At 73.0% G+C, this 18352-nt stretch carries 19 protein-coding genes; 10 read left to right on the top strand and 9 right to left on the bottom strand.

The features are described from left to right. From KME79_RS32330 to KME79_RS32320, 3 genes are all read right to left on the bottom strand, one after another. Window positions 1-888 (bottom strand): serine/threonine-protein kinase (locus tag KME79_RS32330; protein ID WP_219548575.1); only part of this gene is annotated, 888 nt, incomplete at its 3' end. Between the two features lie 114 nt (window positions 889-1002). Beyond that, the gene (locus KME79_RS32325; protein ID WP_219548573.1) at window positions 1003-1770 is read right to left on the bottom strand and encodes a hypothetical protein; all 768 of its coding nucleotides are present in this window, start codon (window positions 1768-1770) and stop codon (window positions 1003-1005) included. A gap of 105 nt (window positions 1771-1875) precedes the next feature. After that, entirely contained in the window at window positions 1876-2337 is a 462-nt protein-coding gene (locus KME79_RS32320; protein ID WP_219548571.1) for a TspO/MBR family protein, read from the bottom strand. A 130-nt stretch (window positions 2338-2467) separates the two neighbouring features. On the opposite strand from KME79_RS32320, the gene KME79_RS32315 reads away from it, so the two are divergent. The 3 genes from KME79_RS32315 to KME79_RS32305 are packed head-to-tail and all read left to right on the top strand — an operon-like array spanning window position 2468 to window position 6570. Continuing rightward, entirely contained in the window at window positions 2468-5728 is a 3261-nt protein-coding gene (locus KME79_RS32315) for a glucodextranase DOMON-like domain-containing protein (protein WP_219548570.1), read from the top strand. A 12-nt stretch (window positions 5729-5740) separates the two neighbouring features. After that, window positions 5741-6421: an acetamidase/formamidase family protein gene (locus KME79_RS32310; protein ID WP_219548568.1), complete on the top strand. Its 681-nt coding sequence runs from the start codon at window positions 5741-5743 to the stop codon at window positions 6419-6421. Continuing rightward, entirely contained in the window at window positions 6418-6570 is a 153-nt protein-coding gene (locus KME79_RS32305) for an acetamidase/formamidase family protein (protein ID WP_219548566.1), read from the top strand. The genes KME79_RS32310 and KME79_RS32305 overlap by 4 nt, the downstream gene beginning before the upstream one ends. Window positions 6571-6726: 156 nt before the next feature. Here the strand turns inward: KME79_RS32305 and KME79_RS32300 are convergent, their stop codons facing one another. Further along, window positions 6727-6948, bottom strand: coding sequence for an antitoxin (locus KME79_RS32300; protein ID WP_219548564.1), 222 nt, complete (start codon window positions 6946-6948; stop codon window positions 6727-6729). Between the two features lie 216 nt (window positions 6949-7164). Between KME79_RS32300 and KME79_RS32295 the strand changes: the two genes are divergently transcribed. Further along, window positions 7165-8253, top strand: coding sequence for a cellulose binding domain-containing protein (locus KME79_RS32295; protein ID WP_219548562.1), 1089 nt, complete (start codon window positions 7165-7167; stop codon window positions 8251-8253). Between the two features lie 144 nt (window positions 8254-8397). After that, the gene (locus KME79_RS32290; protein ID WP_219548560.1) at window positions 8398-8865 is read left to right on the top strand and encodes a hypothetical protein; all 468 of its coding nucleotides are present in this window, start codon (window positions 8398-8400) and stop codon (window positions 8863-8865) included. Window positions 8866-9071: 206 nt separating this feature from the next. Here KME79_RS32290 and KME79_RS32285 read toward each other — a convergent pair whose 3' ends face one another. The 3 genes from KME79_RS32285 to KME79_RS32275 are packed head-to-tail and all read right to left on the bottom strand — an operon-like array spanning window position 9072 to window position 12571. Then, window positions 9072-10172, bottom strand: a complete 1101-nt coding sequence (locus tag KME79_RS32285; RefSeq protein WP_148033286.1) for a 5-methyltetrahydropteroyltriglutamate--homocysteine S-methyltransferase — start codon at window positions 10170-10172, stop codon at window positions 9072-9074. 6 nt (window positions 10173-10178) lie between these two features. Further along, complete coding sequence (locus KME79_RS32280; protein ID WP_219548559.1) at window positions 10179-11696, bottom strand: acyl-CoA synthetase; 1518 nt, start codon at window positions 11694-11696, stop codon at window positions 10179-10181. 50 nt (window positions 11697-11746) lie between these two features. Next, on the bottom strand, window positions 11747-12571 hold the full coding sequence (locus KME79_RS32275) for a PaaX family transcriptional regulator (protein ID WP_261808743.1): 825 nt from the start codon (window positions 12569-12571) through the stop codon (window positions 11747-11749). A gap of 86 nt (window positions 12572-12657) precedes the next feature. Here KME79_RS32275 and KME79_RS32270 point away from each other — a divergent pair, with 86 nt between their 5' ends. Genes KME79_RS32270 through KME79_RS32250 form a run of 5 tightly spaced genes read left to right on the top strand, consistent with a single transcriptional unit; the run spans window position 12658 to window position 17112 of the window. After that, window positions 12658-13863 carry an ABC transporter substrate-binding protein gene (locus KME79_RS32270; protein ID WP_219548557.1) on the top strand — a complete coding sequence of 402 codons (1206 nt, stop codon included), beginning with the start codon at window positions 12658-12660 and terminating at the stop codon, window positions 13861-13863. A gap of 3 nt (window positions 13864-13866) precedes the next feature. Beyond that, window positions 13867-14622: an ABC transporter ATP-binding protein gene (locus tag KME79_RS32265; RefSeq protein WP_219548555.1), complete on the top strand. Its 756-nt coding sequence runs from the start codon at window positions 13867-13869 to the stop codon at window positions 14620-14622. Next, a complete protein-coding gene (locus KME79_RS32260) occupies window positions 14619-15290 on the top strand; it encodes an ABC transporter ATP-binding protein (protein WP_219548553.1) in 672 nt (223 codons plus the stop codon). The genes KME79_RS32265 and KME79_RS32260 overlap by 4 nt, the downstream gene beginning before the upstream one ends. Next, the gene (locus KME79_RS32255; protein ID WP_148033291.1) at window positions 15287-16147 is read left to right on the top strand and encodes a branched-chain amino acid ABC transporter permease; all 861 of its coding nucleotides are present in this window, start codon (window positions 15287-15289) and stop codon (window positions 16145-16147) included. The genes KME79_RS32260 and KME79_RS32255 overlap by 4 nt, the downstream gene beginning before the upstream one ends. Beyond that, window positions 16144-17112: a branched-chain amino acid ABC transporter permease gene (locus tag KME79_RS32250; RefSeq protein ID WP_219548551.1), complete on the top strand. Its 969-nt coding sequence runs from the start codon at window positions 16144-16146 to the stop codon at window positions 17110-17112. Before KME79_RS32255 ends, KME79_RS32250 begins: the two co-directional genes overlap by 4 nt. Here KME79_RS32250 and KME79_RS32245 read toward each other — a convergent pair. Then, a complete protein-coding gene (locus KME79_RS32245) occupies window positions 17109-17483 on the bottom strand; it encodes a YchJ family protein (protein WP_148033292.1) in 375 nt (124 codons plus the stop codon). The two genes, KME79_RS32250 and KME79_RS32245, sit on opposite strands and share 4 nt — an antisense overlap. A gap of 4 nt (window positions 17484-17487) precedes the next feature. After that, the gene (locus KME79_RS32240; RefSeq protein WP_219548549.1) at window positions 17488-18336 is read right to left on the bottom strand and encodes an NAD-dependent protein deacetylase; all 849 of its coding nucleotides are present in this window, start codon (window positions 18334-18336) and stop codon (window positions 17488-17490) included. Window positions 18337-18352: the final 16 nt, after the last annotated feature.

Raw genomic sequence — 18352 nt, 5'->3', positions numbered from 1 at the left:
TTGGGGGGGGTGGGGTGGGTGGGCCAAGGGCGGGCCTGGGTGGGGGGAGAAGTTCTGGGGCGGGGCGTCGTGGGCGGCGGCGAGCATGCGGTCCAGGGCGTCGGGGCCAGGTCTGGCGGCGGGGTCGCGGTTGAGCAGGGCGAACAGCACCGGGGTCAGGCCGCCCGCCCGCTCCGGCGCCGGCACCTCCTGGTTGAGCACCGCCGCCAGGGTGGCCAGCGGAGTGGCGCGCCGCAGGGGGTGGCGACCCTCGACGGCCACGTACAGGAGCATGCCGAGCGACCACAGGTCGGAGGCGGGGTCGCCCTCGTGGCCGTTGATGCGCTCGGGCGCCATGTACTCGGGCGAGCCGATGAACGAGCCGGTCGCGGTCAGCCCGGGCGACTCCCGCACGGCGGCGATGCCGAAGTCGGTGAGGACCGAGCGCCCGTCGGGGCGGAGCAGGACGTTTCCCGGCTTGACGTCACGGTGCAGGATGCCGACGGCGTGCGCGGCGCGTAACGCGGACAGCACCTCACGCCCCAGCCGGGCCGTCTCCGCCGGGGCCATCGGCCCGTCGGACAGCCGGTCCTGCAGCGAGCCGCCGGTCACCAGCTCCATGACCAGCCAGGGGAAGCCGTCTTCGCCGGTGTCGACGATGTGGTGGATGGTGACGACGTGCGGGTGGTTGAGCCGGGCCAGGGCGCGGGCCTCGCGCAGCACCCTGGCGCGCAGCTCGCGGTCCCGGGCGGGGTCGGGGTCGCCCAGGGCGGGGTCGGGCGGCCGCACTTCCTTGAGCGCGACCTCCCGGTGCAGCGCCTGGTCCCAGGCCCGCCACACCAGCCCCATGCCCCCGCCGCCGAGCCGCTCCACGAGCTCGAATCGGCCGTCGATCACCCGATTCACCATGCGCAGCAGCGTACGGCCTCAGCGGGCGCCGGTTCTCTTCACCTGTCGCCTGACCTTGTCACCCGTACGGTGTCAGGCGCCGGGTGCGCCGAACCCGGCGCCCGGCCGCGGCCGTCAGTCGTCGTCGACCATGCCGCGCAGCAGCAGGCCGATGCCGAGGCTCTCCATCAGCGACTGCCCGTTCGGCTGCACGTAGACCTGCGAGTACTGGTACGGCTGCACCTGAGCCTGGGCCCGCTGCTGCCCCCGGCCCTGCCACTGGACCTGCGGCTGGATCTGGACCTGCTGCTGAATTTCAGGCCGCGGCTGGGCCTGGGGCTCGGGCTGCGGCTGGGCGTCGGTGCCCGGCGCGGCCGGGGCCGGGGTCGGGTCGTCGGACAGGGCCTGCGAAGCGGACCCGGCCTGCGGGCCGGGCTGCGGCTGGACGGCCGTGGTGCCGGGCAGCATCGACGGGTCGCCGACGCAGACCGAGGCGGTGCCCGACGACCGCTCGATGAGCTCCCTGACGCCGAGCGCGTCGAGCATCGGCCAGTTCGGCGACCAGCCGGGGCCCACCCGGTACCTGATGCAGTTCTCCTCCTCGTTGTCGGCCGTCCGCGCGACGTGGCCGTCGGCGCCCGACTGGCAGGCGAGCTGACCGAGCAGCGCCTTGGCGCCCGACTCGTCCAGCACTGGTGCCGCCGGGCCCGGCTGGACCACCTGGACCAGCTTCTCGACGAACCGCTGGGTCTCCGCGGTGTGGGCCGGAGCGGTCACGCCGCCCACGGAGCCGGATTTCGGGACGGAGCCCGCCGCGGCCGGCGCGCACTGGCCGGCGTCCTCGGCTGCCGCGGGACCCGCGACCAGCAGCACGCTGGTGGCGGCGGTGGCTAGTGCGGTCATGGCGTACTTGTACATGCATCCCCCTGAGGGCGGTGATGTGATCATCCGAAGTGATCAGTACCCATAGTGAGGGATTGGCTACTTAATGTTTGAATCTACTGATCTTTACTCGGGGTTCTTCCGGACGATCTCCGCGTTCAGGGCGGTGGCGAACGCCGTCCACGTCGCGTACGGGACCAGGAGCAGCCCCGCGGTGCGGTCGGCGCGCATGGCCTTGCGCACGAGCAGCACGTTGGCGGTGTTGAGCGCGACGATCTCCGCCAGCGCCAGGCGCGGCGAGCGGACGCCGAAGAACAGCGCCGGCCAGGCGGCGTTCAGCGCCAGGTTGGCGGCCAGCGTGCGGCCGAGGGCGGCGCGCTCGTCGCCCGCCCGGTCCAGGGCGCGGGCGCCGCCGTAGGCGATGAGCGCGTACAGCGGGTTCCACACCAGCGGGAAGGCGGCCGGTGGCGGCTGCCAGGAGGGCTTGTCGAGCTTCTGGAACCAGGGCCGCCCCGATCTGGTGGCGATCCCGCCCAGGGCGGCCGCGGCGGCGGTGCCGAGCGCCGTGGCCAGCAGTGTCTTCTTCATGACGGTCGCCCCTGCCCCGTCAGCGTGGCGGCTCACCCGCGGGGTTGACACGCGGGCGGTGACGGTCTTGTCTGCAAAGGGGATTACCAGGCACGGGGCGGGGCGCGTGCGGTTCCAGAGGGAGCTTCGCATGGCTGCTGTCCGCCGGTTCGCGCTCGCCCTGGTCGTCGCCGCCTCGCTGGCCGGGTTGCCGCCGCTGCCCGCGCACGCCGCCCCCGCGCCCGGCGGACCCGGCTCGGCGTCCCACTTCGGGCTCGCGCGCAAGGACTGCGTCGGCACGTCCGCGGGCCGCGAGTCCAAGGTCTGGTTCACGGTGGCGGGCGGCGTGCTGTCCGACGTGTACGAGCCCGCCATCGACAACACGAACGTGGAGACCATGCGGTTCGCGGTCACCGACGGCCGCACGTTCACCGAGCTGCAGTCCCGCGACACGACTTATGAGGTGACCACCAGCCGTTCCGGCATGGCCTGCACCGTCACCGCCACGAGCAGGGCCGGCCGCTACCGGCTGACCACCACGTACGTCACCGACCCGGACCGGGACGCCGTCGTGGTCAGCGCCCGGCTGCGGCCCGCGAACCTGCGGCTGTACGCGCTGCTGGACGCGAGCGTGAACGGCAACGGCGGCGGCGGGACCGCGAACGGCGGCGCCGACAGCGGCACGGTCGACGCCGCCACCGGCGCGCCGGTGGTCTCCGACCTGAACACGGTGACGTCCGCGCCCGGCCGCGACTACGCCGTGCCCACCCACCTGGCCCTGCGCGCCGAGCGGCGGCTGCCGGAGGCGAGCGTCGGCTACGCGGGCACCGGGAGCGACGGCGCCGTCCAGCTCGACGGCGCACGCTCGCTCACCCAGTACACCACCGCCCCGGACGGCAACGTGGTGGCCGCGGCCCGGCTGCCGCTCGACCGGTCGGGCGAGGTGACGTTCGCGCTCGGCTTCGGCCGCACCAAGGCCGCCGCGCTGCGCACCGCGGGCGACGCGGCCGGGCGTCCCTTCGCGGCCACGCTGGCCCGGTACGAGGCGGGCTGGACGGTCTACGACGCCGGGCTGCGGCGCCCGCCGGGACCGCTGGCCGACCGCTACCGGCTGTCGGCGAACGTGCTCAAGGCCAGCGAGGACAAGACGTTCCCCGGCGCGGTCGTCGCCTCGCTGGGCAGCCCGTGGGGGCAGGCCGTCGACGCGGGCACCGTGGTGGGCGGCCGGGCCGTCTACTTCGGCTCGTACCGCCAGGTGTTCGCCCGCGACGCGTACGAGACGTTCACCGGGTTCCTCACCGCCGGGGACCTGGCCACGGCGCGGGCCGTGACCCGCTTCCTGTTCGAGCGCCAGCAGCTGCCCGACGGCCGGATGCCGCGCAACTCGCTGATCAACGGGAGGCTCGCCCCCGACTCGGGCGGCGACCAGCTCGACGAGACGGCGTTCCCGATCCTCATGGCCTACCAGGCGGGGCTCTCCGGCGACCGGAAGCTGTGGCCCCGGGTGCGGGCGGCGGCGGACTTCGTGGTCGCGCACGGGCCGGCGTTCGGCGTGGAGCGGTGGGAGGAGCAGTCGGGCCACTCGCCGTCCACGATCGCCTCCCAGATCGCCGGGCTGGTCGCCGCCGGGGAGATCGCCTCCCGGCAGGACGACCCGGCCAGGGCCAGGCTCTACCGGGCGACCGCCGACCACTTCGCCCGCTCGGTCAAGGGCTGGACCGTGACCACGACGGGCCCGTACGCGGACCGCTACTTCCTGCGGCTGTCGCGCCACGGCGACCCGGACGCCGCCGACTCCTACAACCTGGGCAACGGCGCGCCGACCGAGGACCAGCGGCGGGTCGTCGACGCGGGCTTCCTGGAGCTGACCAGGCTCGGCGTCCTGCCGCCCGGCGACCCGGACGTGCTGGCCAGTCTCCAGGTGGTGGACCGGGTCATCCGGCGGACCACGCCGAACGGCCCCGGCTGGTACCGGTACGGCTCCGGCACCGAGGGCACCGAGGACGGCTACGGCGACTGCTACGAACCCGACCCGACCGCCTGCGCGCCCACCGGCAGCCCGTGGCCCACCACGAACACCGGCTCCGGCCACCTGTGGCCCGTCCTGTCCGGCGAGCGCGCCGAGCACGCGCTGCAGACCGGCGACCGGGCCACCGCCGGATCGCTGCTGGACGCCATGCACGCCATGTCCTCCGGCACCGGCCTCGTCCCCGAGCAGACGTGGGAGAACCCCGCGCTGCCCGCCTCCCCGTACGGGTCCGACCCGGCGACCGCCTCCATCGGCTTCACGACCGGCGGGCCCGCGGGTTCGGCCTCGCCGCTGACCTGGGCGCAGGCCCAGGAGCTGCGGCTGATCCTGTCGCTGGCCGAGGGCCGCCCGCTGGAGCAGCCCGAGGTGGTCCGCCGCCGCTACGCCGACCACGGCATGCCGGGAACCGTCCCCCTCACGGTCACCGCCCCCGAGGACGGCGCGACCCCCTCCGGCACCTCCGTCACCGTCACCGGCACCACCGCGCCGGGAGCACGGGTCGACGTCGCCGCCACCCCGGTCGACACGGGCGCCCCAGCCCGCCTGGTGTCGGTACGGGCCCGTACCGACGGCTCGTTCACCGCCGCGGCGCCGGTCTCGTTCGGCGAGGTCGCGCTGGTCGTCACGGCGACCGCGGACGACCGCACCGCCTACGCCCGCCGCTCGGTCGTCGGCGACATCACCGGGGCCACGACCGTGCTCGACGTGACCGACCCGGACGGCGACGACCACGGGCCCGGCACGTACGCCTACCCGACCTCGCCCGACTTCCACGACGGCGCGTTCGACCTGCGCCGCTTCCAGGTGATCACCGACGAGACCACCGTCTACCTCCGGGCCGAGGTACGCGACCTCACCCCGACCTTCGGCAACCAGATGGGCGCCCAGCTGCTCGACGTCTACGTCCAGGACCCGCAGGTGGCCGAGCGGTCGGCCGAGGCCGCGTTCCCGCAGCGCAACCACCGCCTCGCCGACCCGTGGACGCAGCGGGTGGAGGCGCAGGGGTTCGCCGCGCCCGTGTGGGTGACGGCCGGCGGGACCGCGCTGCCGGGCGCCGCGGTGCGCGCCTCGGGCGCCACCAGGACGATCACCGTCGCGCTGCCCCGGGCGTCGTTCGGCACGCCGGGCCCCGGCTGGCGCTTCGCCGTCGTGCTCACCGGCCAGGACGGCTTCAGCGCCGACCAGGCCAGGGGCTTCGCCCCCACGCCGCAGCCGTTCCAGTTCGGCGTGTGCGCGCCGGGCGGCGCCGAGCCCATCTGCTCGTCCGCCCCTGGCGCGGTGCCGAAGGCGCTCGACGTCGTCCTGCCGGCGGGCGTCTCCCAGGCCGACGTGCTGAACCCGCTGCCCGGCCCGGTGACCATCCCCGCCGTCCCCGTACCCTGAGGGGGTCCTGACATGGCCGTCCACGAGCTCCGCATCGACCCGAACCGCACCCTCGCCGAGGAGCCGGCCACCGGCCACAACCGGTGGCATCCCGACATCCCGCCCATCCTGCGTGTCCAGCCGGGCGACGAGGTCGTCATGGAGACCCGCGACGCCTTCGACGGCCAGATGGGCCCCGACGCCACCCTGAAGACCGTCGGCTCCCCCGACCTCGACGTCGTCCACCCGCTCACCGGCCCCGTCTACGTCGACGGCGCCCAGCCTGGCGACCTGCTGGAGATCGAGATCCTGGAGGTCGTGCCCGGCACCTACGGCTACACGGTGCAGGTGCCCGGCTTCGGCTTCCTCCGCGACGTGTTCCCCGACCCGTACATCGTGCGCTGGCACCTGTCGGACGGCTGGGCGTACTCCCCCGGCCTGCCGGGCGTCCGCATCCCCGCCGCGCCCTTCATGGGCACCATCGGCCTGTCCCCCGGTCACCAGAGCCTCGCCAGGACCACCGCCCGCGAGCAGGCGTCGATGGAGCGCGGCGGCTTCGTCCTCCCGCCGTCGGCCGACGGCGCCGTCCCCCGCGACCCGGCCATCGCCACCCGCGCCCTGCGCACCATCCCGCCCCGCGAGCAGGCGGGCAACGTCGACATCAAGCAGCTCGGCGCGGGCAGCCGCCTCTACATCCCGGTGGACACGCGATGATCGACCACCTCGGGGAGCGGGGATTCGACAGGCAGCAGGCGTACGCGATCTGCAGCGTGGCGGTGGACCTGCGGGTCAGCCAGCTCGTGGACGTGCCCAGTTTCCTGGTGTCGGCGCTGCTGCCGGAGGACATCTTCGCGGGCCGGTGATCTCCGCGCTCGACGGCGGCGAGGAAGCGCCGTCCGCCTTGTAGGCATACAGGTAAGACCGTGACCGTGCTCACCGGCTCTCCTCGCCGTGACGGCCCGTGCCCGGGGTCCGGACGGGCCGGAACCCACCTGGAAAGGGCGGGTCCCGGAGGGTTGTCAGCCCTGCTGCTGGTCGGGCTGGTCCTCGCCCTCGCCCTTGCCGCCGCCGTAGCGGCGCTGCGCGGCGTCCACGCCCTTGCCTATCTGCTCGTCGTACTTGCCGCCGGTCTTCTCGCTGGCGGCCTGCTCGCCGCGCTCGAGGATCTCGTCGGCCTTGTCCGGGTTCTCCTTGGCCAGGTCTTCGGCCTTCTTGGCCCAGTCGCCCATGCCGCTCATCATCAGTCCCCCTTTCCGATGACTCCGTGCTTTCCGATGGCTCCGGGTCCCCTTACCCGTCAACCGGACGAGGGAACGGCCTCCCCCGCCGGCGCGGATCCTGAAAGTTACAGCGCTTCCCCGCCCATCCGCGCAGGTCACGCCCTTGCGGTGGCCGGCCGCCTTTCCGGGGCGGATCGGGCTCCTTACGATCTGCGGAGGCGACGACGGGAGCGGGCGATGGCGAGGGCGCGGGTCATCCTGGTGGCGGTGCTGGCGTTGGTGGCGGCGATGCTCGTGGCCGCGAACGGGACCGCGGCGGGCGCCGCCGCGACCCGGATCATGCCTCTCGGCGACTCGATCACCGGCTCCCCCGGCTGCTGGCGTGCGCTGCTGTGGAACCGGCTGCAGGACACCGGTTACCAGGACGTCGACTTCGTCGGCACCCTCCCTCCGCAGGGCTGCTCGGTCGCGTACGACGGCGACAACGAGGGGCACGGCGGCGCGCTCGTCACCAACGTGGCCCGCCAGAACCAGCTGCCGGGCTGGCTGGCGGCCACCAGGCCGGACGTCGTGCTGATGCACTTCGGCACGAACGACGTGTGGAGCAACGTCGCGCCCGCCACCATCCTCGGCGCGTTCACCACGCTGGTGGGTCAGATGCGGGCGAGCAACCCGGCGATGAGGATCCTGGTCGCGCAGATCATCCCGATGAACCCGAGCACCTGCGGCGAGTGCGCGCAGCGGGTCGTGGCCTTCAACAACGCCATCCCGGCCTGGGCCGCGGGCATCTCCACCGCGCAGTCTCCGGTGGTGGTGGTCGACCAGTGGACGGGGTTCAGCACGAGCGCCGACACCTACGACGGGGTGCACCCGAACGCGGCGGGCGACCGGAAGATCGCCGACCGGTGGTACCCGGCGCTGGTGGACGTCCTGTCCGGCCCGCAGCCGACGGTCACGCCCACCGTCACGCCCACTGTTACCCCCACGGTCACCCCCACGGTCACCCCCACGGTCACGCCGCCGGGCGGCTGCACCGCCGTGTACCGGAACACGAACCAGTGGCAGGGCGGGTTCCAGGGCGAGGTGACGGTCACCAACACCGGCGCCGCCGCGACGAGCGGGTGGCGGGTGTCGTGGACGTTCGCCGACGGGCAGCGCGTCACCCAGATCTGGAACGGCACCCTGGCGGCCTCCGGCGCGAACGTGACCGTGACGCACGTCGGCTGGAACGCCCTCCTCGTCCCCGCCGCGTCGACGAGTTTCGGTTTCCTGGCGTCATGGAGCGGCACGAATACCGCGCCCACCCTTTCCTGCTCGACAACCTGACATTTCTCGAAATGTCGCCCAGCATTTCTCGTACAACTTTCAACGTTGCGGAATCGTGACGACCACACTTCGGCGAAACTCGGCTGACCCTCGTCAGATCACGGTGAAACGACCGCTTAAAGGGAAAGCCGAGACACGATTCCGATGCCGAAAAACCGTAAGAATCGAGCGATAAAGGTCTTCACCGCCCTCCTGGCCTCGGTCGGGCTGGTGTATCTGGGCGTCACCGTCCTCGTGCGCGGCACGAACGCGGCCGACGAGGTCTCCGGCGTCATCGGCGGCTTCGTCGTGCTCCTCACCATGCTCGGCCTGCTCAGGGCCAGGGGCGAGCCACCGCCCCGGCGCGGCAAGGCCGCCCGCGGTGCGCGCCCGGAGGCCGTGGCAGGACCTCCGGTCAGCCTCACCAACACCGGCGCCCACGCGCTGATGACCGCGCTCGGCCTCCCGGCCCGCCCCTCGTGCGACCGGCAGTCCGGCGGTCCCGAGTGCGGGCGCCTCGTCAACGCCCGCCCTTTCGCCGCGCCCGCCGAACACGCCGCCGGCCCCTGCGCCGGGAAGGCCGGGCGCCCCGTGGTGGTGGTCGTGCTCAACCGCGCGGAGCCCCGCCTCTGACGGACGCGGGAAGACCGGGCCTCGGTGGCGGGGCCCGGTCAGGGAGGGTGCGGGTCAGATCGGCCCATTGCCCGGCGGCGGAGTACCTCAAGAATTAATCACAATAAAAACGGATAAATGAACACCCTCTCGTTCACAGAGAAGATAACGGCGTCCAGCCGTACCCTCATCGAAAAAGGGGCCGACGAGGGCGTCCGGACCGGCCGTCAGCCCCACACCTCCCGGGCGGTCTCCGCGATCAGCGCCAGCTTGGCGAACTGCTGGTCGGAGGTGAGCACGTTGCCCTCCACCGTCGAGGAGAAGCCGCACTGCGGCGAGAGGCAGATCTGGTCGAGGTCGACGAACTTGGCGGCCTCGTCGATGCGGCGCTTGAGGGTGTCCTTCGACTCCAGCTCGCCACGCTTGGTGGTGACGAGCCCGAGGACCACCATCTTGCCCGGCGGCACGAACCGCAGCGGCTCGAAGCCGCCCGAGCGCTCGTCGTCGAACTCCAGGAAGAACCCGTCGACGGCCAGCTCGGAGAAGAGCGCCTCGGCCACGAAGTCGTAGCCCCCGGCGGCCGCCCACGAGGAGCGGAAGTTGCCGCGGCACATGTGGGTGGTGATGGTCATGCCCTCGGGCTTGGCGGCGAGCGCGGCGTTGATCTGCTTGATGTAGCGCAGGTGCATGTGATCGGCGTCGTCGCCGCGTCCGGCCAGTTCGGCGCGCTGGGCGGGGTCGTTCAGGTAGGCCAGGCTGGTGTCGTCGAACTGCAGGTAGGTGCAGCCCAGCTCGCCGATGCGGCGCACCTGCTCGGCGTAGGCGGCGCTGAGGTCGGCCCAGAACTCCTCCACGTCCGGGTAGACGTCCGGGTCGATGGCGGCGGGGCCGCCGCGGTAGTGGACCATGCTGGGCGAAGGGATGGTCAGCTTGGGCACCGCGGTGGTGACGGTGTCGCGCAGGAACGCGAAGTCTCCGGCGAAGATCGGCTCCTCCAGCCGGATCCTGTCGTGCACGCGCAGGGCGGCGGGGGTGAACTCGATGTCGCCCCGCTCGTTGTGGAAGCGGACCGTGATGTGCTCGTCGGAGGCCTGGCCGATGCCGCCGAGCCGGTAGATGAAGTCCATGTGCCAGGAGGCGCGCCGGAACTCGCCGTCGGTGGCCGACTGCAGGCCGATCTCCTCCTGCCTGCGCACGACCTCGCGGATCGCCTCGTCCTCGATCTCGCGCAGCGCCTCCCCGGACAGGGTCTCCCTGGCTTGGAGCAGCCGCTGGGGTCGCAGCAGGCTGCCGACGTGGTCCGCGCGGAACGGCGGTGAGGTGCGCATGCGGGGTCATCTCCTCGTGTCACGGGGATCGGGCGGGCCGGAGCCGGCCTCGCCATAGAGGGCTCTGATCCGGGTCTTGAGCAGCTTGCCGGCCGCGTTCCTGGGCAGCTCGGGCACGAACTCCACGTGTTTCGGGATCTTGTAGCGGGCCAGCCGCCCGTACAGGTGGGAGATCAGCTCGTCGGCCCGCGCGCCCGCGCCGGGGCGGAGCACGACGAGGGCCTTGCCGACCTCGCCCCACTTGTCGTCGGGGACGCCGATGACGGCGACCTCGGCGACCGCGGGATGGCTGTAAAGGGCGCTCTCCACCTCGGCCGGGTAGACGTTCTCGCCGCCGGAGATGAACATGTCGCCGATCCGGTCGGAGATGCGCACGTACCCGTCCTCGTCGGCGACCCCGATGTCGCCGGAGCGGAACCAGCCGTCGTCCGACAGCACCTCGGCGGTCTCCTCGGGCCGCTTCCAGTAGCCGGGCGTGACGTTCGGGCCCTGCACGTACACCTCGCCCGGACTGCCGGGCGCGGCGGGAGAGCCGTCGGGGGCGACCAGCTTGACGTCGGAGAAGAAGCATGGGACGCCGGCCGTGCCCGCCTTGGCGATCGACTGCTCGGCGGCCAGGAACAGCGCGCCGGGCGCGGTCTCGGTCATGCCGTAGCCCTGGAGGAACGTGAGCCCGCGGTCCTGGTAGAGGCGGATGAGCGGCTCGGGCACCGGGGCACCGCCGCACAACAGGTGGCGCAGGCTCGTCAGGTCGGCGTGCGGCCAGCGGTCCGACTGGGCGAGGAAGGTGAACATGGCGGGCACGCCGAACATGACCGTGACGCGTTCGGCCTCGACGAGGTCGAAGGTGCGGCCGACGTCGAAGGACGGCTCCAGGACGACCCGGCCGCCCTTGAGCACGGTGGGGACGAGCGTCTGGGCGAGCGCGGCGATGTGGAACATCGGGGCGCTGATCAGCGTCACCTCGTCATGCCGGAAGGGCACGTCCACGAGCAGGTTGAAGGTGTTCCAGATGAGGTTGGCGTGGGTGAGCACGGCGCCCTTGGGCCGCCCGGTGGTGCCCGAGGTGTACATGATCAGGCACATGTCGTCCTGGGCCACGGGCTCGTCGAGCGGCGCGGGGTCGCCCGAGGCCACCAGGTCCTCGTACTCCCCCGCCCCGATGTGCCGTCCGGGCAGCCCGGCGCCGTCGTGGCCCTCGCCGAGCAGCAGGATCTCCGCGCCCGCGTCGCGCAGGACGTAGTCCAGCTCGGGCGCGGCCAGGCGGGTGTTGAGCGGCACGAAGACCGCGCCCAGCGCCCCGGCCGCGAAGAACGTCTCGACCAGCGCCGGGTGGTTGGCGCCCAGGTAGGCGATCCGGTCGCCGCGCCGCGCGCCGAGCGCGCGCAGCGCCGACGCGAGCCGGTCCACCCGCGTGGCCAGCTCGCGGTAGGTGCGCCGGTCATCCCGGTACGTGAGAGCCACCCCGTCGGGCGTCATCCGGGTCCTGCGTGCCGGCCACGAGCCCAGCCCCTGATTCCGCATCGCGCTCCTCGACGTTCTCGCCATCAAGTTAGGCCACTATGCAACGGCTGTCACGGTTCTGCCCAACATAGATCGGGAACGGTGTCGAGGAGTTCGTCGGCGATCGCCGTCGCCTCCGGCTTGAACCGCCGGTGCAGCGCGTGGCAGAGCCGCTGGGCCTTCTCGGCGGGCCAGTCGGGCGGCAGGTGGCGCAGCGGCAGCCGGGGGTCGGTCCTGATGATCTGCAGCCACTCGGTGAGCAGCAGCAGCGAGCGGGCCAGGTCGTCGGGCGCGGCCGGCACCGGGTCGGGCCGGTCCCACCGGCGCAGGAACCCCTCGTAGCGCCGGCCCAGCCCCGCCAGGTCGTAGGCGTCGGCCACCAGCGCCTGCATGTCGGTGGGATGCCGGGGCTCGGCGGAGAACACCTTCACGCCGCCCAGGTCGTCGATCAGGCCGGAGGCGTCGACCTCGCCTGGAGCGATCCACAGCCCGTTCTGCAGCGGGCCGAACCCGGCCCAGATCAGCCGCGAGCGCAGTTCGTGCCGCTGCCGCTGCCACGACTCCGGCAGCGAGAAGCCGACCAGGGTCCACCGGTCGCCGGCGGCGTCGTTGACCACGCCGGTGTGCCAGATCCGCCGCTCGCCGTCCTTGAGCACCTCGGCGCTGGTCGGGGTGAGCCCGAAGTACATGCGCCGCCCCGCGCGCTGGCGGCGCAGCAGGCCGCGCCGGACCATCCGGGTGAGGGTGGACCGGGTGGCCTCCTCGGAGATGCCGACCCGGCCGAACGCCTCGATGAAGCTGCCGGAGAACACGCAGGAGCGTCGGCCGTACACGTGATCGCCGAGAAAGGTCAGGATCACCGATTGCGGCCGCACGCCGCCGTCCCGTTCCACCACAGCCCGCTCCGCCGCAATGTTAGGCATTGTCTTGACAGCCGTAATGTACCTGCCTACATTCGGGCCACTCCCACCAGGAGGTCTTGATGCGCAAGCTTCTACCGTTCCTGGCAAGTCTCGCCGTGGCGCTCGCCGCGTGCGGCGGCAACGGCGGTGGTGGCGGCGGTGGCGGCGGCTCCGGCGCCCAGGACCCGATCCGGGTCGGCCTCATCGTCTCGCTCACCGGCAACTACACCCCGCTCGGCAGCGAGGACAAGAAGGCGGTCGAGCTGGCCGTCGAGCAGGTCAACGCGCAGGGCGGGCTGCTCGGGCGGCAGGTCGAGCTGGTCGTGCGGGACGACAAGACCGCGCCGGACCAGGGCATCGTGGCCTACAACCAGATCAAGGGCGAGATCGACGCGCTCATCGGCCCGGTGTTCTCCAACTCGGCGCTGGCCATCGAGCCGCTCGCGCAGCGCGAGAAGATGCCCTACCTGTCACTGGCCCCGGCCGTCGAGCAGGTCGAGCCGATCAAGTCGTACATCTTCGTCACGCCCGCGCTGTCGAGCATGTACGCCGAGCGCTACCTGCAGTACATCCAGGCCGAGGGCATCAAGACGATCGCGGTGGCCTGGGACTCCAAGAGCGCCTACTCGGTCTCCGGGCACGAGTCCATGGTCGCGCTGGCGCCGAAGTACGGGGTCACGATCGCGGTGGACGAGCCGTACGAGACCACCACCGCCGACTTCAGCCCGGTGTTCCAGCACGTGCGCGACTCGGAGGCGGAGGCGCTGGTGTTCTGGGGCTCGGGCGCGCCGGGCGTGACCGCGGCCAAGCAGTACGCGGCGTCCGGGCTGAAGACGCCGCTGTTCCTGACCGCGTCGCAGGCCAGCAAGCTGTGGCTGGAGCCGATGGGCGAGGCCGCCGAGGGCATGACGGTGCAGAGCGCGATCGGCGTGGTGGGCGAGCACCTGCCGGACGGCAAGCAGAAGCAGGTCATCGAGCAGATGGCGAAGCCCTACCTGGAGAAGCACGGCTACCCGCCGCCGCAGTTCGCGCAGGACGGCTACAGCGCGAGCCTGCTGCTGTTCGAGGCGATCAGGAAGGCGGGCGGCACCGACAAGGAGAAGGTCCAGCAGGCGCTGGAGACGATGGACCTGATCACCCCGAACGGCCGCTTCCGCTACTCCCCCACCGACCACTCCGGCCTGACGCCCGAGTACATCTCGGTCAACACGGTGCGGGACGGCGCGTTCGTGCCGACCGAGTGGGCGCGGGAGCAGCTGACCAAGACTGTCGCCGGGCTGGGGTAGCGGGTGCTGGCGGTCACCGGGGTGTCGCGCTCCTTCGGCGGCGTCTACGCCGTGCGGGACGTCTCGCTCGCCGTGGCCGAGGGTGAGCTGTGCGCCATCATCGGGCCGAACGGGGCGGGCAAGTCGACGCTGTTCAACCTCGTCACCGGCCACCTGGCGGCCGACCACGGGGAGATCGCCTTCCTCGGGCACCGGGTGGACCGGCTGGCGCCGCACCGGCGGGCCCGGCTCGGCATGTCGATCGTCTTCCAGGGCGCGCGGGTGTTCCGCGCCATGACGGTCCGGGAGAACGTCATGGTCGGCATGCACGGCCGTACCCGGTCGGGGTTCGTGTCCGCGGCGCTGCGGCTGCCCCGCCACCGTCGCGACGAGCGGGAGATCGGCCGTGAGGCGGATGCCGCGCTGGCGCGGGTGGGGCTGGCCGAGTGGGCGGGACGGCCGGCCGACCGGCTGCCGATCGGCCAGCAGCGGGCGCTGCAGCTGGCCCGCGCGCTGTGCGCGCGGCCCCGGCTGCTGCTGCTCGACGAGCCCGCCTCAGGGCTGCGCGGGCACGAGCGGGAGCGGCTGGCCGCGCTGGTGGAGGAGCTGCGCGCGGACGGGCTGACGATCCTGCTCATCGAGCACGACGTGGGGTTCGTGACCCGGCTGGCCGACCGCGTCGTGGTGCTCGACCTGGGGCGGGTCATCGCCGACGGCCCGCCGGCCGAGATCCGCGAGGATCCGCTCGTGCTCGCCGCCTACCTCGGACAGGCCTCATGATCGACGTCACCGACCTGGTGGTCTCGTACGGCACGGCCATCGCGCTCGACCACGTCACGCTCGCGGTGGGCAAGGGCGAGATGGTGGCGCTGCTCGGCCCGAACGGGGCGGGCAAGTCGACGCTGGCCAACACGCTGGCTGGGCTGCTCACTCCGGCGTCGGGCACGGTTTCTGGCACGGTGCGGGTGGAGGGCAGGCTGGCGCTGGTGCCGGAGGGCCGCCAGCTTTTTCCGGATATGTCGGTCGCTGACAACCTGGCGCTGGGCGGCTGGCGTTCCGGGCAGCGCGACCCGGCCCCCGTCTACGAGCTGCTGCCGCGCCTGGCCGAGCTGGCCGGGCGGCGGGCGGGCGTGCTGTCCGGCGGCGAGCAGCAGATGGTGGCCGTCGGGCGAGCGCTGATGTCCCGGCCGCAGGTGCTCGTGGTGGACGAGCTGTCGCTCGGCCTGGCCCCGAACATCACCGCCGACCTGGCCGCCCACCTGGCCACGCTCAACCGGGAGCAGGGGCTGGCGGTGCTGCTCATCGAGCAGAACGCGCGGCTGGCGTTCGAGCTGTGCTCGCGCGCGTACGTGCTCGAATCGGGGCAGGTGCGTGCGGAGGGGGCGTGCGCGGAGCTGGCGGACGACCCGCGGGTGGCCAGCGCCTACCTGGGCGGAGCGATCACATGAGCGCGTTCCTGACGTACCTGCTGAACGGGCTGGCCGTGGGGTGCGCGATCGCGCTCATCGCCAGCGGGCTGGTCGCCATCCACCGGGTGACCGGGGTGGTCAACTTCGCGCAGGGCACGTTCGCCGTGGTCGCGGGGCTGTGCACGTCCTCGCTGCTCGGGCTCGGGGTGCCGCACGGGGTGAGCGAGGCGGCGGCGGTCCTGCTGGCCGGCGTGGCCGGGCTGCTGACCGGGCTGGCCGCGATCGGCCGGCCGGGCACCACGCCGCTGTCGTCGCTGATCATCACGCTCGGGGTCGGGGTGCTCGCGTACGCGGTCGAGATCGTGCTCTGGGGCGACCAGCCGCGCTCGGCGCCGGGGCTGGCCGGGTCGGTGACGATCGCCGGGGCCCGGATCCAGACGCAGCACCTGCTCGTCATCGCCGTCACCGCCGCCACGTTCGTGCTGCTCGCGCTCTTCTTCGGGCGCACCTACCTGGGCAAGGCGCTCACCGCGTGCGCCTCCAACCCGTACGCGGCCCGCGTGGTCGGCATCGACACCCGGCGGATGGGGCTGCTGGCGTTCGCCCTCGGCGGGCTGCTCGGCGGGCTCGCCGGGGTGCTGATCACGCCGCTGCGGCCGATCTCGTTCGACACGGACGTGACGCTGATCGTGAACGCGTTCGCCGCGGCCGTGTTCGGCGCGCTCACCCGCCCGGTCGTCGCGCTCGGCGGGGCGCTGCTGCTGGGGGTGGCCGAGACGATGGCCGCCGGGTACGGGTACGGCTCCCACCAGCTGGAGGTGGCGCTCGGGCTCATGCTCGTGGTCATGATCGTGCAGGCGAGCCGCCGGTCGGCCATCCATGAGGAGGCGGTGTGAAGAGGATCGCCGCCGCGGCTCTGGCTGTGGCCGTCGCGCTGGGGTTGCCGCTGGTGCTCGACGACAGCGCGCTGGCCGTCTACGTGCTGCTCGGGCTGGCGGCCATCGTGACCGTCGGGGTGTCGCTGCTGATGGGGTTCGCCGGGCAGGTCTCGCTCGGGCAGGGCGCGTTCTACGGCGTCGGCGCGTACACGGCGGCGCTGCTGGCGCTGAACGGGTTCCCGCCGCTGCTGGGGCTGGTGGCCGCGCCGCTGATGGCGGCCGTCTTCGCGGTGCTGATCGGGATGCCGCTGCTGCGGCTGCGCGGCCACCATCTGGCGTTCGCGACGCTGGCGGTGCAGCTCATCCTGCTGTCGCTGGCGGGGCAGCTGGAGTTCACCGGAGGCGACATCGGGCTGCAGGGCATCCCGCAGTTCGGCATCGGGTCGTGGGAGATGGACAGCGCGGCCGCGTACGCCTGGCTGACGTGGGCGGCGCTGGGGCTGGTCATGCTGGTCACGCACCACGTCATCGCCTCGCGGCCCGGACGGGCGCTGCGCGCGCTGGCCACCAGCGAGACGGCCGCCGCCTCCTCCGGCATCCCGGTGGGCCGCTACAAGCTGGTCGTGTTCGCGCTGTCGGCCGCGTTCGCGGGGCTGGCGGGCGGCATCTACTGCTTCTACACCGGATACGTGGCGCCGGGGTCGTTCCCGGTGCTGATCTCGATCCAGTACATCGTCATGGCGGTCGTGGGCGGGCTGGGCACGGTGTGGGGCGCGCTGGCGGGGGCGAGCGCGATCACGCTGCTCGTGCAGGGGCTCGACCGGCTGGCCGCGCTGCCGGGGATGCCGACCTACGCGCCGAGCGTGCTGTCGTACGCGGTGTACGCGCTGGTGCTGATCGGGGTCGTGCTGTTCCTGCCGCAGGGGCTGGTGCCGGCGCTCACCCGGCGGGACCGGCCGGGGCGGCGGGGGCGGGCCTCCTAGAGGGCGCCGGAGTAGACCCAGCGGCCTTCGTGGCGGACGAACCGGCTGTGCTCCTCCATCTCGCCCGGCTTGCCGCGGTGGACGTAGTGGGCGCGGAAGCGGACCGTGCCCTCGGTGTGGACGACGCTGCCGCCGGTGGTCTCCAGGATCTCCAGCCGCACCCAGCGCGTCTTCCGCTCCAGGTCGATGCCGGGCGGGCGGCTCGCCGGGTGCCAGGTGCGCATCAGGTAGGCGGAGTCGCGGACGCTGAACGCGGCGAACCGCGAGCGCATCAGCTGCTCGGCCGTCGCGGCGGCGGCCTCGCCGCGGTGGAACCGGCCGCAGCAGTCGGCGTAGGCGGCGGGCAGGCCGCAGTGGCAGGTGGCGGGCATGACCCTATTGTGCCCGCAGCGGCGTAGTGGTCGCGGTGAGAGCGGTGAGGGTGGCGCCGAGCGGGGCGTCGACGGTGAGGGTGGCGTGGTGGTCGCCGCCCGTGGCCCCCTGGTTGACGATCGCGATGGGCAGGCCGAGCGCGGCGGCCCGGTCCACGAAGCGCAGGCCGGAGCGGATGGCCAGCGACGAGCCGAGCACGAGCAGCGCCCGCGCCGACCCGACGAGCTCGAAGCACCGCTCGACGCGCGGGCGCGGCACGTTCTCGCCGAAGAACACCACGTCGGGCTTGAGCACGCCGTCGCACGAGCGGCAGCCGACCAGCCGGAAGCCCTCCACCTGTTCGTCGGTGAGCACCGCGTCGCCGTCGGGGTTGATCTGCCCCGCGTCGGCCGCCCAGCCGGGGTTGGCGGCGCGCAGCCGCAGGTCGAGCTCGGCCCGAGGGGTGCGCTCCCGGCAGGACAGGCAGACCACCCGGTCCAGGCCGCCGTGCAGCTCGATCACCTGCCGCGCCCCGGCCGCCTGGTGGAGCCCGTCGACGTTCTGGGTGACGATGCCTGACAGGAGGCCGCGCCGCTCCAGCGCGGCGACCGCCCGGTGCCCGGCGTTGGGGAGGGCGGCGCCGATCTGCCGCCAGCCGACGTGGCTGCGCGCCCAGTAGCGGCGGCGCGCCTGCTCGCTGCCGACGAAGCGCTGGTAGGTCATCGGCTGGGCGTTGCGGGACCGGCCGGTCGGGCCGCGGTAGTCGGGGATGCCCGACTCGGTGGACAGGCCCGCCCCGCTGAGCACCACCACCCCGCCGCACTCCACCAGCCCGGCCAGCCGGCCGAGCGCGGTGCCTTCTGCTACGGTCACGTCTCCATGGTGCACG

It is taken from the genome of Nonomuraea harbinensis (genome assembly GCF_019396385.1).
GTDB lineage: Bacteria > Actinomycetota > Actinomycetes > Streptosporangiales > Streptosporangiaceae > Nonomuraea > Nonomuraea ferruginea.
Note: the sequence above shows the minus strand (reverse complement) of the source record. Positions and strands in the feature narration are given on the sequence as shown.

What these genes read in the sequence shown, in the direction of transcription:
- KME79_RS32325 (WP_219548573.1), bottom strand. Translation starts at nt 1,770, where the DNA reads ATGACCGCACTAGCCACCGCCGCCACCAGCGTGCTGCTGGTCGCGGGT.
- KME79_RS32320 (WP_219548571.1), bottom strand. Translation starts at nt 2,337, where the DNA reads ATGAAGAAGACACTGCTGGCCACGGCGCTCGGCACCGCCGCCGCGGCC.
- KME79_RS32315 (WP_219548570.1), top strand. Translation starts at nt 2,468, where the DNA reads ATGGCTGCTGTCCGCCGGTTCGCGCTCGCCCTGGTCGTCGCCGCCTCG.
- KME79_RS32310 (WP_219548568.1), top strand. Translation starts at nt 5,741, where the DNA reads ATGGCCGTCCACGAGCTCCGCATCGACCCGAACCGCACCCTCGCCGAG.
- KME79_RS32305 (WP_219548566.1), top strand. Translation starts at nt 6,418, where the DNA reads ATGATCGACCACCTCGGGGAGCGGGGATTCGACAGGCAGCAGGCGTAC.
- KME79_RS32300 (WP_219548564.1), bottom strand. Translation starts at nt 6,948, where the DNA reads ATGATGAGCGGCATGGGCGACTGGGCCAAGAAGGCCGAAGACCTGGCC.
- KME79_RS32295 (WP_219548562.1), top strand. Translation starts at nt 7,165, where the DNA reads ATGGCGAGGGCGCGGGTCATCCTGGTGGCGGTGCTGGCGTTGGTGGCG.
- KME79_RS32290 (WP_219548560.1), top strand. Translation starts at nt 8,398, where the DNA reads ATGCCGAAAAACCGTAAGAATCGAGCGATAAAGGTCTTCACCGCCCTC.
- KME79_RS32285 (WP_148033286.1), bottom strand. Translation starts at nt 10,172, where the DNA reads ATGCGCACCTCACCGCCGTTCCGCGCGGACCACGTCGGCAGCCTGCTG.
- KME79_RS32280 (WP_219548559.1), bottom strand. Translation starts at nt 11,696, where the DNA reads ATGCGGAATCAGGGGCTGGGCTCGTGGCCGGCACGCAGGACCCGGATG.
- KME79_RS32270 (WP_219548557.1), top strand. Translation starts at nt 12,658, where the DNA reads ATGCGCAAGCTTCTACCGTTCCTGGCAAGTCTCGCCGTGGCGCTCGCC.
- KME79_RS32260 (WP_219548553.1), top strand. Translation starts at nt 14,619, where the DNA reads ATGATCGACGTCACCGACCTGGTGGTCTCGTACGGCACGGCCATCGCG.
- KME79_RS32255 (WP_148033291.1), top strand. Translation starts at nt 15,287, where the DNA reads ATGAGCGCGTTCCTGACGTACCTGCTGAACGGGCTGGCCGTGGGGTGC.
- KME79_RS32245 (WP_148033292.1), bottom strand. Translation starts at nt 17,483, where the DNA reads ATGCCCGCCACCTGCCACTGCGGCCTGCCCGCCGCCTACGCCGACTGC.